At 70.3% G+C, this 15,490-nt stretch carries 7 protein-coding genes; 5 read left to right on the top strand and 2 right to left on the bottom strand.

Annotation, left to right across the window (positions count from 1 at the left end; all coding sequences use genetic code 11):
* The first annotated feature begins 428 nt into the window (after positions 1-428).
* The 5 genes from WMF11_RS30885 to WMF11_RS30865 all read left to right on the top strand — a co-directional run bounded on the left by WMF11_RS30885 (position 429) and on the right by WMF11_RS30865 (position 8,434).
* Positions 429-731 (top strand): hypothetical protein, encoded by a 303-nt coding sequence (locus tag WMF11_RS30885; RefSeq protein WP_437973278.1) that lies wholly within the window; start codon positions 429-431, stop codon positions 729-731.
* A gap of 909 nt (positions 732-1,640) precedes the next feature.
* Positions 1,641-3,230 carry a hypothetical protein gene (locus WMF11_RS30880; RefSeq protein ID WP_437973277.1) on the top strand — a complete coding sequence of 530 codons (1,590 nt, stop codon included), beginning with the start codon at positions 1,641-1,643 and terminating at the stop codon, positions 3,228-3,230.
* A gap of 129 nt (positions 3,231-3,359) precedes the next feature.
* The gene (locus WMF11_RS30875; RefSeq protein WP_437973276.1) at positions 3,360-5,618 is read left to right on the top strand and encodes a hypothetical protein; all 2,259 of its coding nucleotides are present in this window, start codon (positions 3,360-3,362) and stop codon (positions 5,616-5,618) included.
* 95 nt (positions 5,619-5,713) lie between these two features.
* Entirely contained in the window at positions 5,714-7,624 is a 1,911-nt protein-coding gene (locus WMF11_RS30870; protein WP_437973275.1) for a HEAT repeat domain-containing protein, read from the top strand.
* Positions 7,625-7,999: 375 nt separating this feature from the next.
* Complete coding sequence (locus tag WMF11_RS30865) at positions 8,000-8,434, top strand: hypothetical protein (RefSeq protein ID WP_437973274.1); 435 nt, start codon at positions 8,000-8,002, stop codon at positions 8,432-8,434.
* Positions 8,435-8,514: 80 nt separating this feature from the next.
* Here the strand turns inward: WMF11_RS30865 and WMF11_RS30860 are convergent, their stop codons facing one another.
* The gene (locus WMF11_RS30860; protein WP_437542347.1) at positions 8,515-9,249 is read right to left on the bottom strand and encodes a DUF7873 family protein; all 735 of its coding nucleotides are present in this window, start codon (positions 9,247-9,249) and stop codon (positions 8,515-8,517) included.
* Between the two features lie 108 nt (positions 9,250-9,357).
* Positions 9,358-15,387, bottom strand: a complete 6,030-nt coding sequence (locus WMF11_RS30855) for an AAA family ATPase (protein ID WP_437973273.1) — start codon at positions 15,385-15,387, stop codon at positions 9,358-9,360.
* Between the last annotated feature and the right edge of the window lie 103 nt (positions 15,388-15,490).

Genomic DNA, 15,490 nt, shown 5'->3' with positions numbered 1-15,490 from the left:
TGCCGGAGGCCCGCTTGCCCATCGCCCGAGGTCCCGCGCCGGGAGGGTGGAGCGCGGGTCAAGGGCGGCGCAGCCGGCTCGCGTGGCGAGCGGACCCTTGGTGCGCCCGGCATGGGCGCGGAACTGGAGGTGAAAGTCCTCTTGGGACCTAGGCGGAAAGGAACCCAATACCGAAGCGACAAGGCAAGGTGGTGAAGGGACGGGAGGAGTCGGATAGTTGCGCAGTACCAGAAGGCCGCTGAACGGCGGTCCCAACCGTCGCGACGCGGGGCGGGAAGGCGACCACGGCTATTGAACGGGCAGGACAGCTCGAACTGTTCCGAGCGACAGCTGACAACCCGCAAGGGGCCGACGGCGGAGTCGACGCGGGCCGGCCCGTGCCTGCGCCACGCGTGGCGCCGAAGGCTCGGAACACGGAGGGACCGGCCTTGCCGGCAATGACGATGGAAGAGCTGGCGTCCGAGGACAACTTGATGCGTGCGTTCGAGAAGGTGGCGCAGAACGACGGCGCCCCTGGACCGGATCGGCAGAGCGTGGACGAGGTGCGCGCGCACCTCGACGTCGTGCTGCCGGCGCTGCGCCGCGAATTGCTGGAAGGGAGCTACCGTCCCGGCCTGATCCGCCGGGTGTGGATCCAGAAGGCAGGGGGCGGTTTGGCCTCGTGCCCGCCGGCGCCGCCCTGCCCGCCCGCGTCCCCGGAGGGATCCGACGGAGAGCAGACACCGCGATGACGCCGGCACAGGCGACCAGCCCGGCGGCCGTCAATCACGGAAAACGCGGCGTCATCGATCGAGCTCCCCCGACCCGAACGCCCCTGAAATAGGTGAGACCCGGGACTGTAGCCTAGTCCCGGGCCTCGGTTTGCCGCCATCTGCGCACACCCACACGTTTAAGGTCGAAGGTCAGTCCTTACACCGCCGTGTTCTGCCATTGAACTACCGGCCATCATGGACCGCGCGCCGGGGCGGGAGCGCCCCGGCGCCGCGCGAGGAGAGGCGACGCCTCACCACGGCGCGGGCTGGCCAGGCTGGAATTGAACCAGCATCCGACGATTCAAGCCTCCTCCCGTTCGATTGGGTGATCGGCGGCGAATGCTCGAGCCTGGAGTGAGAGCTTGAGACCATTGAACGGGCCAGCGCTGCCTCTTCCAAGTTGGGCTACCCCGCCGCGAGAGAAAATGAGGTGGCGGGGGCAGGATTCGAACCTGCGCTTGGGCGCCGAGCCCATCAAGCTGAGCTTGAGCTTCAACTTGCACTCCGCGGCCACGATATCGCTCCGCCGGCCGCGGCGCAAGCGCGGCCGGGGCAGGGGGCGCGCGTCTGGCGCGCGCCACCCCTGCACGACTGGCTCCCGCGCATGCCGACCGCAGCCGCGCAACCGGACACGTCGGAGGAGCCCCGCCGCCTGCGAGGGCGGCGCCGCGCTCGCGCGCCTGAAGGCGCTTCGCCCCGGGCGCCTGCAGCGGCCTGGGCCCGATGCGGCCGGCGCCTGCACGGCGGCGTGGGCGCGCGCGACGGTGAGGCCTCGCGAGACCTCGTCAGAAACGCACGAGCGCCTGCGTATCTGTGGGGCGAGGGGAGACGACGCCTCGGCGACGCGCCGAGCGGCGTGGATCTCCGTTCCCGAACCAGGAGCCCGTCATGCCTACGCATCGGTTGATCTCGCTGTCCGCGTTGTTGACGTCACTCGCCGTGGCCCCCGGCTGCGCGTTCTCACCCGAAGAAACGGACGCCGAATCCACCGACGAGGACGCGGCGCCGCTCACGTTCACGGCCACCCCGGCGCTTGGATCGCCCATCCTCGTGCGTGATCCAGCGGTCGCGTCCACCGTCACGATCCAGGGCAAGCTCACGCGCCTCTCGATCGGGCGCGCATCGACCACCGGGCAGAACGGCGGAAACCGCTACTTCGTCACGGGCAGCGATCACAAGCTGCAAGAGGTCGAGATCAGCGCGACGGTCGCCGCGCAAGCCGGTGGCTTCGACGCGATCCTCGGCCGGACGGTCGCCGTGACGGGCAGCACGTATTCTGCGCGCGGCGGCCTCGTCGCGACGCAGCTCACCGCCCCGGCCTCGGCGGTCGCCAGCCTCGCGAGCCTCGTGTCCGGGAGCACCACGGGCAACAAGCGCTGGCTCTTGATCCCGTGCTCCTTCACCGATCTGGCGAATCCGACGCCGCACACGCGCGCCTACTTCGAGGGGTTGATGGGGAATACGCGGCCGGGTCTCGGTGACTACTGGTCCACGGCGTCGCACGGCCGCCTCTCGATCGAGACCACGGTGCTCGACTGGCAGTCGATGCCGAACCCGGCGAGCTTCTACAACCTCCAGACCTCCAGCGAGAAGCTCGATGATCTCGTGAACGACTGCCTGAGCGCGGCGTTCGTCGGCGGCGCCAACGTCTTCGACTTCGACGGCTTCGCGCTCGCGTTCAGCCACAACCTGGAGAACCAGGTCGTCGCCGGCACGTTGCAGACGCCGGAGCGGACGCACGGCTTCTCCGTGCTCTCGCCGGTCGAGTTCAGCCACCAGGCGAGCGTCGCGCGCGCGATGGGGGCGGGCATCGATCTCACGTATTCGGGGACGGCCGCGCTGAGGTTCGACTCCCCATGGGACGTGATGAGCCAGGGCTTCGCGCTCTCGCCGAGCGGCCTGTCGTGCAGCTCGCTCACGGCCTCGTTCGGCTGCGGCGCGGTGTTTCCGGCCGCCGAACACACGGCGCTCGCGGGCTGGCTCACGCCCTCGCAGATCCTGAGCGTCCCCACCAACTCGAGCGCCACCGCGGATCTCGATTTCGTCGGCACGCCGCCGCTGCCGGGCCACCACGGCGTGATCCGCGTGCCCATCGACGCCACGCACTACTACACCATCGAAGCGCGCAGGCAGTCTGCCTCGACGTACGACGCCGGTGTGCCGCGGAGCAGCCTCGTCATCCAGCGGATGGACGTCTCGCCGCTCCCGGACGAACCGACGGCGCAGCAAATCACCGAGTCGGCGACCCGCCTGCGTCTGGTGGAGGCTCCCGCGCCGGGCGTCACGACCTGGAGCGGGGGATCCCGCTTGACGGTCAGCTTCACGCCTCAAGCGACCGGCTACCGCGTGATCGTCGACCGCTTGCCGCCGCCGCCTCCTCCGCCGCCCGAGCCCGAGCCCGAGCCCGAGCCTCTGGACTGCTGGGACCGTTGCCGAGGGCCCGTCTACAAGTGCGAACAGATCTGCGGCGGTTTCTGAGCTGCCGTCCCTGACTCCCTGGCTCGCGGACGCCGGCGCCATGCGACGGGGGGCGCGTCCCCCTTCTTTGACCGGAGCAGCTCGCGCTCGTCGGGCCTCATTACCCCTCGTTCACGAAAGGTCATCCCCATGAGAACCCGAACCCGCGTATCGATTTCATCCTTCGTCCTGGCGGCGCTCGCGACCACCAGCGGCGCGATGGCGCAGCCGTCGTGCCCGACGCCGACGGTCGTCCAGTGTCGAGATCCCGCCTACCTGGCGACGGCGTGCGGCCAGGCTTCCGTCGCGAGCGAGGCGAGCGCGTGCTCCGTGCTCATCCGCACGGCGTACGACGCGGAGATGCAGCGCCCCGACGTCAGCGTCGAGGAGGTCGCGTCGCCCGACGACCCCGAGACCACCGTCGCAGCAGGCGTGAGGCCCTACAGCTTCTTCAAGCACATGACGCAGCATTTCGAGGGGCAGTTCCTCGGCGTCGAACAGAAGAGCCAGCTCTACAACGCCGGCGGCGGATCCATCAACCTGTTCGCCGACGGCATCACCCGCACCGGGCTCGATTCGCTCCGCGCGCAACGCGAGCGCTGGCAGGCGAACGGCAACGTCGTGCAGTCGTGCACGGAGTACGTCCAGGAGCGGTTCCACGACTACACCCGCTTCCGCGATCTCGCCGACGTGTCGTTGCTGAGCGATGAAGTCCTGTTCGATCAGGCGTTCGACACCAGCACGGGCATCGCGAACCGGACCTTGTACAGCAAGTCCGGAAAGAGCGCGCTCCCCGCGGTCGTGTGGCCTTCGAACGGCCAGATCGGAACGATCCTCGTCGGCGGCGTACCCAAGCCGCTCATGGATCCGAAAGCGCCGAAGAACGGCTACTTCAAGGCGTACAAGTCGCTCGCGCGCGGCAGCTTCTTCGGCCCCGCCGACGCGGCGATCCGGAGCAAGCTCCAGGCCGGGACGTCCCACCACGTGGTGAACTGGAGCTGGCACGCGCAGATGCAAGACGCGCTGTCGGATGAACACCCGGAGACCCTTCGCTACCACGAAGATCAGCAGCAGGACTTCCTGAAGCTCACCGCCGAACGCGACAAGCTGCTCGACCTCATCGCGAAGCACGGACCGACCTTCACGTCGACGGATCACTGTACGGGGCAGCCCGGCTGCGCGCCCGTGACGCGCGATCTGCAAGCCGAGCTCATCGCGCTCGAGGCCGCGCTCAAGGCGCAGCTTTACCAGGCGGACGCGGACGGATGCATCGACGCCGTGAACGTCACGAAGTGCGACTGGTCCTACCGACAGCTCCGCGATCAGGTGGCGGCGTTCTATTCGAAGCACATGGAGGCCGCGTACCAGACGTGCGTCGCCAACACGGGCGCGAATTTCGCGCCGGGCTCCCCGGTTCGCAACGCCGTGAGCGCCTTCGGCGCGCCGAAGAACGACTACACGACGACGGCGGAAGACATCGAGGGCTTCGGGGCCGTCGTCAACAACTGGGTCGCGAGTCAGCCTTTCCCCAAGACGCCGGACGGAAGACCGTACATCGGTGACCGGAAGAGCGATCACGGCACGCTGGGATCGAGCGACCTGTCGCTCGATTGGTCGTACGACACGGGCTGGGAGGTGACGGGCCTGTCGCCGCAGGCGCAGGCGTGCAGCGCCAACCTGAGCGTCGACGGCGCGTTCACGGCGGTCGGCCACGCCTACGGCACCACCGTGGAGGTGATCGACGCTGCCGCCAAGATCTACACCGAGCAACCGGCGGGCAAGGCGAAGGTCCGCCTCGAGGTGCTCGACGTCAAGATCTGGAACCGCTGGGACAACCCGTACAGCGCGGAGCTCCAGACCGGCCTCGTCAAGGAGATGAAGAGCGGGACGAAGAAGGAGTTCACGACCACGGTCTACCCGTTCGGCGTCCCGGTCACGCTCGGCGCAGGGGTCGGAATGTCCGTCGGTATGAAGATCGACGCGAAGGCGCGGATCGGCGGCGCCTGCTCGTCGACGCCGAGCGGATCCGGCATCGATCTCGCCACGATCACCGGCACTGTCACGCCCTTCGCCCAGGCCGATGCGTTCGCGTCGGCGGCGGTCGGCGTACCCGGCTTCCGCGCGGGCGTGAAATGCAACCTGGTCCTCGTGCGCGGCGAGATGCCGATCAGCGCGGGCGCCAGGATCACGATGAGCCCGAGCAGGGCCGTCACGGCGTCGCTCTCGTTCGCGGGGAAGCAGAAGTTTCGCATGCTCGACGGCAACGTGAAGGCGTTCGTCGACGGCCCGCTCTCCTTCCTCGACTCGGAGTGGACCTTGTTCTCGTGGCAAGGCCCGTCGATCGACGAGGAGATCTTCAGTTTCGAGAAGAGCAACATCCCGCTCGATCTCATCAAGAACTATCTCTGACGTTGGTCCGGGTGGGTCGGGGCTCGGCGCCGTCACGCCGGGCCTCGGCCCGAGCTTCGTCTCTCGGAGTTTGTATTCGTCGTTCAGGAGGTTGTATGTCCTCGCCCTTCGCCCAAAGGTTCCTGCGCCGTCGCCGCTCGATCGCCGTCGCCGCCGCGCTGCTCGCGCTCGGCGTCCCCGCCGCTCGCCACGCCATGCGCGCGGCGGAGCCGGTCTACGTTACGCCGCGGGTCCATGCGCTCTCCCTGCGGTTCGAGCCGGGCTCGGTCCTCCATTATCACGTCGCCTGGTCGGGTGAGCAGCGCGGACGCCTCTTCGCCGCGGGCGTCGGCGCGACCGAGACGCATACCTCGAGCGCGACGGACATGGCGCTCGACATGGCGCTGTTCGTCGAGTCCGTGGAGGAAGACGGGGCGACGCTCGTGCTCTCGTTCACGGACGTGCTTCGCCACCGGCTCGACGTGCTCGGCACCGAAGCGTTCCCGGCGCGAGAGCACGCGACGACTGCGCTCATGGGACGGCACGCGCGGGTGCGCGTCGGCACGGACGGCGTGAGCCGGGACGTCGCCTTCGAGGCCGGCGCTCCGGACGTGTTCATGAACCTCGTCCAGTGGGTCGTCGCGCAGTCGAGCGTGTCACTCGGCCCGAGCGCCACGGGCACGTCCTGGGAGGCGAACGAGCGGGGGCCGTTCGGCGCGTCCGTCGTTCGTTACGCCCAGGACGAGCAAGATCTCACGCGGGAGCGCGTGCGTTATTCGAGCTTCGACGCCTTCTCGAACCCCGGCCCGGCGAGCCTGCGCGTGCGCGAGCTCCGGGGTGGGTCGTCGATCCGCGTGCACGGCGGCGCGATCGAGCGCGTGGAGAGCGAGGAGCGCGTCCGCGTGGACGGCCCCGACGGCGCGAGCGAGCTCGACGGGCGGGCGCGATTCGAGCTGCGGCTCGTTCGCGTGGATCGCGGTGAGGCGGCTCCGGCCGGTATCGCGTTCGACGCGCCGCACCCCGCGGGTGAGCCGATCGTCGGCGCGGATACCTTACGAGAGCTCCTCGCCCAGCGCGTCGACGGGCTCACGCGCGAACGGCTGCTCTCCGATCTCGCCCAGTTCGGCAACGGCGGCGTGATGCCGGCCCACACCCGCTGGCTCTGGCGAGCGACCGGGCTCCTCGAACGAGAGCCGACGATCGCCCGGGATCTGGCGAAGCTCGCGCTCGAACCCGGAGCGACCGACAAGGCGCGCGTCCTCATCATGGATCTGCTCGCGTCCGCGGGCCACGAGGAGGCGCAAGCCGCGATGCGCGCGGTCCTCGCCTCACCCGCGCTCGCGCGCTCGCCGCTCCGAGCGCCGCTCGTCCAGCGCGTTTCGTTTCTCGAGGCGCCGACGAGCGAGACGGCCGATGCGGTCTGGGACGCCTTCCAGGACGGCCAGCGGCAGGGGTACGCCGACCTGGCCTATGCCAGCGCGCATGCGCTCGCCGCGGCCTCCGGCGCCGCCTCGGCGAACGGCGACGCCGCGACGGCGAACGCCCTCGTCGCGCGGCTGGGCCGCGAGATCGCGTCCGCAGAGACGCCCGAGGCGCGGGCGGCGCTGCTCGGTTCCCTCACGAACGCGCGCAGCCCCGAGGTGCTCGCGATCGCGGAGCCGTACACCGCGAGCGAGGACGCCGCCTTGCGCGAAGCCTCCGCCGAGGCGCTGCGCAGGGTCGATACGCCCGAGGCCAAGGACCTGCTCATCACCCTGGCGCGCGACACGGCCGTCGAAGTGCAGAGCACCGCCCTCGCGGCCCTGCGCGATCGAACCCTCACCGCCACGGACTGGCGTGATCTCGCGGCGGCGATGAGCGAGGGCCGATTCGGCAGCGCGCTCGACGGCACGCTGCTCACGCTGGCGACCTCTCAGGCTCAGGCCCTGCCCGAAGCCCTGGAGCTCGTCGCTCAGCTCGCGGCGCGCCCAGGGACGAGCGCGGCCATCCGGGCGCGGGCGCGGGCGATCCTGGCGGCCGTGGGATGAGCCCGGGCTGTCCCAGGGTCGCGCGGGCCGCCCGCGGGCGCGCCCACGGCCCGCCTGCGTCCGATGGGGCGCCGCACGTCGAGAAATTCGGGTGAGACCCGCTGGCGCCCTTCTTGCTGAACCCCTCGCACCCGCATTCGAGAGGCGGGCCCGCGGCGCCTGGCGCTGCGCGTCCAAGCGAGGAAGGTGCTTATGGTCATCGGTCGTGATTCCGACATCGAGCGTGCGACGAACGGCGACGGCAGGGCGGCGGCGGAGCTCGTCACAGCGCTCTTACCGGTCATACGCCGGCGCGTCGCGAGCGCCCTGCTCAAGGAGGAGGCGAGCTGGGGACGGCCGGTCACCGTCGACGTCGAGGATCTCACCCAGGAGGTGTTGCTCGCGTTGTTCGCCGACGGCGGCCGCATCCTCAAGGCCTGGGCTCCCGAGCGCGGCCTCGGGTTCGACCAGTTCGTGGGCTTCGTGTCGCGTCGACATGCGCTCTCGATCCTGCGCAGCGGGCGCAAGGGCCCGCTCAACGCGCATCCGACCGACCCGGTCGATCTCGAGAACCTGCCGCCCGAGAGCCGGTGCCGCGACGCGCTTCGCTCCACCGAGACGCGCCAATCGCTCGAGCGTCTGACGCTCGAGCTGCATCGACGTCTGTCTCCCGCGGGGGTCGACATGTTCCGCCGGCTCTTCGTCGAAGAAGAGTCGGTGAGCGACATCGCCCGCACTACCGGGCGCAGCGCGGAATCGGTCTATCAATGGCGTGCCCGGATTCGAAAGGCCGCGCTCGAGGTCCGCACGTCGCTCCCGCTCGAATCGTGAAAGGCGCCATGGAGGCGAGATGGACGACTGGCCACCATGGGCTGCGCGCCGGGGCGGGAGCGGCGCGCGTCAGGCGCGCGTCAGGCGCTGAAGAGGAACCCGAGGACGGCGGCGCCGACCTTCTGCTCCTCGACCGTCTGGTTGTTCGCCTCCTCGCGGGCGAACTTGACCGCCTTTTGCAGCTTCTCGACGCGATCGAGCAGCTCGTTGATGCGCCGCGCCGGCAGCGCGCCCGAGAACTTGACCGTCTTCCAGTAACCGACGACCACGTCCTCGTGATAGACCTCCACCTGCGCCGGGTGTTTGTCCGTCGCCTCGGCCTTGACGTGGTTGCGCGGGATCTTCTTGGTCCGCGCCGTCTGCACCGGCTCCGTCGCCCAGGAGTCCGCGGAGGGATCGAACGTCCAGCTCTCCGACGCGTCGAGCACCGGCAGCTTCCTGATGAAGGTGTTCATGTCGACGAGCTGCTTCTCCAGGAAGAGCAGGTAAGTCACGGGCGCCCCCGCGAGGAGCACCTTGCCGTCGACGACCACGTCCGCGCGGGCCTTGCAGTTCGCATAGTCCTTGGTGGCCGTGACGTCGAAGAGCTCGCCCAGGATGTCGGCGGTGCTCCGGATGATGTCCTCGGCCTTCGCCTGCACCCTCGTCGCCTCGGGCGGGAGCTGCTCGCCCTCCTCGTCCTTCGACCGGTAGGTGCGCGAGATCCCGGAGAGCAACGCCGGCTTTTGCAGCGCGTGGTGCGCCTCGGTGAGGCGCTGGTGGGAGCGGGCCTTGACGCCCTTCTCGATGGCGATGATCTGGTTCAAGCGAGGCATTGGCGGTCTCCTAGGAGGACCACCCTACCAGAGGAGCAAAGCGCCTGTCAGCGCCGTCGCGTGAGCCTGCAATGGGCCCGGGAAGCGCTGTCGTGATCCGGTGAGCGCCTAGGCCGATGGGAGCAGGGCGCCTTCTCCTTGGCCTGTGCCCTCGGCCGCCGTCTCCGCCTCGGCCGGGCGCAAGGGGAGCTCGACGATGAACGCAGCGCCCGCGCCCGGCGCGCTCTCGACGCGGATGGTGCCGCCGTGGGAGGTGACGATCCACCGCACGATGTAGAGGCCGAGGCCGAGGCCGCCGAAGTTGCGTACGGAGACGGCGCGCTCGAAGCGCTCGAAGATCCTGGCCTGGTCGGCCTGCGCGATGCCGATGCCGTGGTCGCGGACGACGAGCAGCGCGCGGCCTTCCAGGCCGCGCACGACGACGTGAATGGGGGACCCCGCGCCGTACTTGATCGCGTTGGACAGGAGGTTGATGAGGACCTGCTCCATCCGAGAAGCATCCCAGTCCCCGATCACGGGCCCTTCCAGCTCGAGCTGGGTGCGGCAGCGGGCGTCGGTGAGCTGCTGGTGCATCCGCTCGACGACCTCGCGCGCCAGGGCCGCCAGGTCGAGGGGGGCGCGCGCGAGGGTGAGCCGGCCGGCGTTGAGGCGGGTGACGTCGAGCAGCTCGTTGACCAGGTGGGCGAGGCGCGCGATCTGGCGGCTCAGGACCTGGATCGCGGCGTCGATGCGCTCGGGGGCGATCTCGGCGCGCTGGAAGCGGGGCAGGAGCCGGGCGAGGAGGTGGGCCTGCATCTTGAGCGAGGTGAGCGGGGTCTTGAGCTCGTGCGAGGCGACGAGGAGGAACTCGTCGCGGCGCTCGATGGCCTCCTGGGCCTCGGTGAACAGGCGGCTGTTGTCGAGGGTGAGGGCGGCGCGGCTCGCCAGCTCCTGGGCCAGCCACAGGTCGGCGGGGCCGTAGGGGCGCCGTGGCGCGGTCGCCAGCAGGGTCATGACGCCGAAGCACCGGTCGCGCGCGAGGAGCGGAGCCCGGAGCAAGGCGTGAACGCCGAGCCGCTCCAGCAGGGGCGCGGCGCGGACGTCGCCCACCTCGGGGCGGCTCAGCGATGCGGCCGAGAGCGGCTGCAGCGCGTCGATCACCGCCCCTGCGAGCTCGGCAGGCACGCCCGCGGTGGCCGTGCGCTCCGGAGCGTCCGGATCGAGGCGTACGTCGACCACGCACTGGTCGGCCAGCTCGGGCACGGCGAGCTGCGCGACGCTCTCGAGGGTGGCGCCGTAGCCGAGGGCCATGAGCTTGCGGCTCGCTTCGGCGAGGAAGCGCTCGGCGAGCTCGGCGCGCTTGCGCTGGGTGATGTCGGTGGAGACGCCGCAGATCACGCCGGGCATCACGTCCTCGCCGAGCGGGAACTTGACCGACAGGTAGGTGTGCGGTCCGTCCTCCATGATCAGCTCTTCCTCGAACTCGAGCGGCTCGCCCCTGTCGAGCACCTGCCGGTCGTGCGCGTCCAGCGCCACGGCGCGCTCGGCAGGCAGGAGCTCGGCGCTTGTCTTTCCGACGATCTGATCGAGCGGCCTGCCGAGGGCGCGGCTCACCCCGCGGTTGGCGAGCAGGTGCCGGCCGTCGCGATCCTTGAGGAAGATGCACGCGGAGGAGTTGTCGATGATGGCCTGCAGCGTGGCCTGGCTCTCGCGGAGCTCGCGCTCCGCCCGGCGCCGCTCGGCGTTCTCCTGCTCGATATCGGCGTAGAGCATGGCGTTCTCGAGCGAGATGGCCGACTGCGACGCGAGCAGCTCGAGCACGGTGAGCCGCCCCGGGGTGAACGCCCCGGCCACGAGCCGGTTCTCCAGGTAGAGCACGCCGAGCAGCCGCGCCTGGCGCACGATGGGCAGGCACAGCACCGATCTCGGCTTCTTCCGCGTGAAATACTCCTCTTCGAGGAAAGGGTGCCTCCCGGCGGCGTCGTCGAGCAGCACGCGCTCGTGGCTGCGGCGAACGTAGTTGAGGATGGACTGCGGCAGGGCGGCCGCCGCGGCCTCGCCCGCGTCGAGCAGCCGCGCGGCGCCCCCGGACGCGGCGATCGCCGCCGCGGTCGACAGGCGATCTTCTCGGGCCAGGAGCACGTAGCCTTCCTCGGCGCCCGCGTGCTCGATCACCGTGCGCAGCAGCATCTCGAGCAGGCGCGGGAGCTTGAGCTCACCGGAGATGCCCTGAGAGGCCTTGACGACGGAGAGGACGTCGAACTGCTCGGCGCGGACGGCGAAGGTGACGGTGGGGGCGATCGGCTTTCGCTCGACGAGGAAGGGATACCGCTGGTCGAGCTGCTCGACCTTGGCGTGGGCGCCCCAGCGGAAGTAGGCGGCGCGCGCCTTCTGGAGGTGGGCGTCGGCGGCCGTGAAGAGGCCGCACGCGCGGTAGAACCCCGCGGCGAGCTCGCAGGCGATGGCCTCGTGCTGGACGAAGCCGCCCTCCCGCGCGGCCGACGCGGCCTGCTCGTAGAGCCGGGCCGCCTCCGGTTCCTGCCCGCGGAGCCGGGCGATCTCGGCGCGGACCAAAGCGTGCTTGTGAAGGTAGTTGTCGGGGCCGTTCCTGGCCCACTCGCCGAGCTGCCGCTCGCAGTCGAGCAGCCCGTCCGGCAGCTCCCGCTCTGGCGACGGGGGCGCCTTGTGCGGGCTGCGCGCATCGTGCGCATCGTCGTCGACGAGCGCCGCGAGCGCGAGCGCGTGATAATAGAAGTCCTCCGCCACGAGCGCCTGCGGTTCGCTCCTCCAGGGCCTGTCGATGATCACCCGGCGCGTCGCCTCGCGCGCCTCCCCGGGGGAGCCGAGCAAGAACAGCCCCTGGGCCTTCAGGCTGCAGTAGAAGGCGAGCACGCCGCCCATGTCCCCGGGAGGCAGCCGCGCCTCGAACGCGCCGGGATCCAGCTCGGATCCATCCATCATCGGGAGCCGGGCCGGCCTGCCTCGCAGCGCCTGGACCAGCGCGTAGGCGCTCAGGAGGATGTTGTAGACGAACTCGTATCCGGTCTTGCGCACGAAGCGGAGGTGCTCCTCGACCTCGCGGAGGACGTCCTCCAGCGGCTCGCCGGCGAGCAGCGGGAACAGCGGGGCCCAGATGCAGAGGAAGCACGCGTCGTTCAGGTTGCCGGTCTCGATCGCGGCGTTGAAGCCGGCGCGCGTGTACGGATACGTCTCTCGGTAATGGCGCTTCCAGAAGATGATCAGATTGCCGAACAAGGAAGAGACCATGGCCTTCATGGCGAGGAGGTTGTCCCTCTCCACCAGGTCATGACCGAGCTTGCCGAACAGATATCCCTCCTGGTATCGCCCGTATTTCGGGCCGATCACCTTCGCGAACGCCGCATACGCGTGAGGCGAGCTCGCGGCGTTGCCGTGCTGCAGGCTGAGCTTCACCATGCGCGCGACGACGAGGTAGTTCAGGTCCGGGTGCACGAAGTACGCGGGGACAGACACGCTCGCCAGGACGTTCATCGCGATCTTGCACGTCGGGTGCGTCATGGGAGGCAGGTGGATCAGGCCCTCGATCGCCCGGTCGCCCAGGGCCTGCCAGACGCCCTCGGTCTCCTCGGCGAGCCGCGCTCCGGTGAGCGGGATCGACAGGTCGATGTCGCAGGAGCGGAGGAACGAGAGCCCGATCTCCACCGCGCGGGCGGACTGCCCGCGGGTCACGCTGAGGGCGATGGCGAGCTCGACGGCCGCGGCTCGCTCGGCCTCGGTCCTGGCGTGGTCCGTCAGCGCTCGCAGCAGCCGCTCGGCCTCGTCGAAGCCGCCTGTGATGTACGCGGCGTGCGCGCGCTCGAAGGTCAGATCGTAGGTCAGCTCGTGCCGCGCCTCCCAGCAGCCCGGCGCGAGCAGGGAGAGGCCCGCGGCGAAGAGCGCGGCGGCGGACTGGAAGGCCGCTGCGGCCTTGGCCCTCCTGCCGGCGCGGAGGTTCAGCGCGGCGAGATCGTCGCGCTCGGCCTGGGAACGGATGAGCGCGGCGCCGCGGTTGAGGTGCCCCACGACGTCGAAGAGCGCCTCCTCGCGCTGACCCTTCAGGAGCAGCCGGCCGATGCAGAGGTGCACCTCGGCGAGCTGTCCGGCGGGGATGAGCGCGTGGGCGGCCTGCTGCACCCGGTCATGGAGGAAGCGGTAACCAGCGCCCCGGCGGAGCAGCAGCCCCTCGCGCACGGCCTCGGCGAGGGCCTCGGCGAGCTCGGCTGCAGGGCGGCGCGCGACCAGGGCGAGGATGTCGAGGTCCAGGCTGGCGCCGAGGCACGCGGCGAGCTTGAGCGCGTCCTGCGTCGGGACGGGGAGCCGCTTCAGCTTGCCCACCATCAGCTCGACGACGTTGTCGGTGAACCCCTTGCCGCGGATCGCGGCGATGTCCCAGCGAAAGGCGCCGGCCTTCGCGTCGAAGGTGATGAGGCCTTCCTGGTGCAGCTCGAAGAGGAACTGGATCGCGAAGAAGGGGTTGCCGCCGGTCTTCTCGTGGACGAGCCGCGCGAGCGGCTCGGAGCGCTCGGCCGCGGCGTGGACCGTCCCCGCGACGAGCGCCCCGACGTCGGAGGCGGAGAGCGGCGCGAGGACGAGGTCGCTGAACGTCGCGCCGCGCTTCCGCGCGTCGGCCAGCATGAGCGGCAGCGGGTGCGCCGGGCCGACCTCGTTGTCGCGGTAAGCGCCGATGAGCAGGAGGTGCTCGGTCTCGGTGTAGGTGATGAGCTGCTCGAGCAGCTGGAGGCTGCCGGCGTCGGCCCACTGGAGATCGTCGAGGAAGAGCACCATGGGGTGCTCCTTCTGGACGCACGCCGCCACGAAGCGCTGGAGCGCCGCGTGGAACCGGTGCCGGGCCTCGACGCCCGGGAGCTCCGGCGCGGGCGGCTGCGGGCCGAGGAGCAGCGCGAGCTCGGGGAGCACGCCGGCGAGCAGCGCGCCGGTCGCGCCGACGGCCTCCCGGAGGCGCTCTCGCCAGCGCTCGAGCTCCTCGTCGCTCACGCTCAGGATCTCCCGCAAGAGCGCCCGGAACGCCTGCAGGAAGGCGTGGTACGGGACGTCGCGCCTCAGCTGCTCGAACTTGCCGGAGAGGAAGAAGCCCCGCTCGCGCACCACCGGCCCGCGCAGCTCGGCGACGAGCGACGACTTGCCGACTCCCGAGTAGCCCGACACGAGCACGAGCTCGGGGCGGCCGCTCGCGACCACGCGCTCGAACGCGGCGAGCAGGGCCCCTAGCTCGCGCTCGCGGCCGTAGAGCCGCTGCGGGATCTGGAACCGATCGGAGAGATCGCGCTCACCGAGCGGGAAGGGCGGAATCGCCCCGCTCGCTCGCCACCTGGCGAAGCACTCGTCGAGGTCGCGCTGCAGGCCGAGCGCGCTCTGGTAGCGATCTTCGGCGGACTTGGAGAGCAGCTTGAGGACGACCGCCGACAGCTGCGGGGGAATCGAGGGGACGAGCGCGTGGGGCGGGGATGGGTGGAGGGCGACATGGCAATACACCCATTCCACGGGATCGCTCGCCTGGAAGGGCAAGGCGCCGGTCAGCAGCTCGTAAAAGGTGACGCCGAGGGAGTACAGGTCGGTCCGCTCATCGGTGGAGCGGTTCATCCGGCCCGTCTGCTCGGGCGCCATGTACGCCAGCGTCCCCGCGATGAGCCCGTCATGGGAGACGTCGTGGCATTCGCGGGGCGAGAGGCAGGCGATCCCGAGATCGGTGATCTTCACCTCCCCGGTGTCGGGGTTGTAGAGCAGGTTCTGGGGCTTGATGTCCCTGTGGATGACGCGGTGTCGATGCAGCTCGGCGAGCGCGCCGGAGAGGTGGAGAGCGAGGGGGAAGAAGCGCTCGAGCGGCGTCGGCCCCTGGATGAGCCGGTCGAGCGAGCGGCCGCCGAAGTCCTCCAGGACCAGCGTCATCTGGTCCCGGAACGCCTCGATCCCGTGGGCCTTGACGATGGCCGTCGAGTCGAGCGCCCTGGCGACCTCGTGCTCGTGGCGCAGCCGGCCGAGGGCGCGCGGGCTCGCGTGGTCACGCCGCAGGACCTTGAGCACCACCGGCCGGCCGTCCTCCTCGCGCCGGGCTCGGTAGAGGATCGTCTCGGGCCCGTCGTGCAGGACCTCGATCACGAGGTAGCGTGGACTATCGGCCATAGGCGGGTCTTCGAAGGCCAGTGCGGCGGCCTCCGAGGCGTCGAGCGTCGGTGCATGTTGCCAAACGCGCCGCGCTCCGCCATCGGAAATGGCGGGGCGCCCT

It is taken from the genome of Sorangium sp. So ce295 (assembly GCF_051527405.1).
GTDB lineage: Bacteria > Myxococcota_A > Polyangia > Polyangiales > Polyangiaceae > Sorangium > Sorangium cellulosum_B.
This window is presented reverse-complemented; position numbering and strand designations above follow the sequence as displayed.

What these genes read in the sequence shown, in the direction of transcription:
- WMF11_RS30880 (WP_437973277.1), top strand. Translation starts at nt 1,641, where the DNA reads ATGCCTACGCATCGGTTGATCTCGCTGTCCGCGTTGTTGACGTCACTC.
- WMF11_RS30875 (WP_437973276.1), top strand. Translation starts at nt 3,360, where the DNA reads ATGAGAACCCGAACCCGCGTATCGATTTCATCCTTCGTCCTGGCGGCG.
- WMF11_RS30870 (WP_437973275.1), top strand. Translation starts at nt 5,714, where the DNA reads ATGTCCTCGCCCTTCGCCCAAAGGTTCCTGCGCCGTCGCCGCTCGATC.
- WMF11_RS30860 (WP_437542347.1), bottom strand. Translation starts at nt 9,249, where the DNA reads ATGCCTCGCTTGAACCAGATCATCGCCATCGAGAAGGGCGTCAAGGCC.
- WMF11_RS30855 (WP_437973273.1), bottom strand. Translation starts at nt 15,387, where the DNA reads ATGGCCGATAGTCCACGCTACCTCGTGATCGAGGTCCTGCACGACGGG.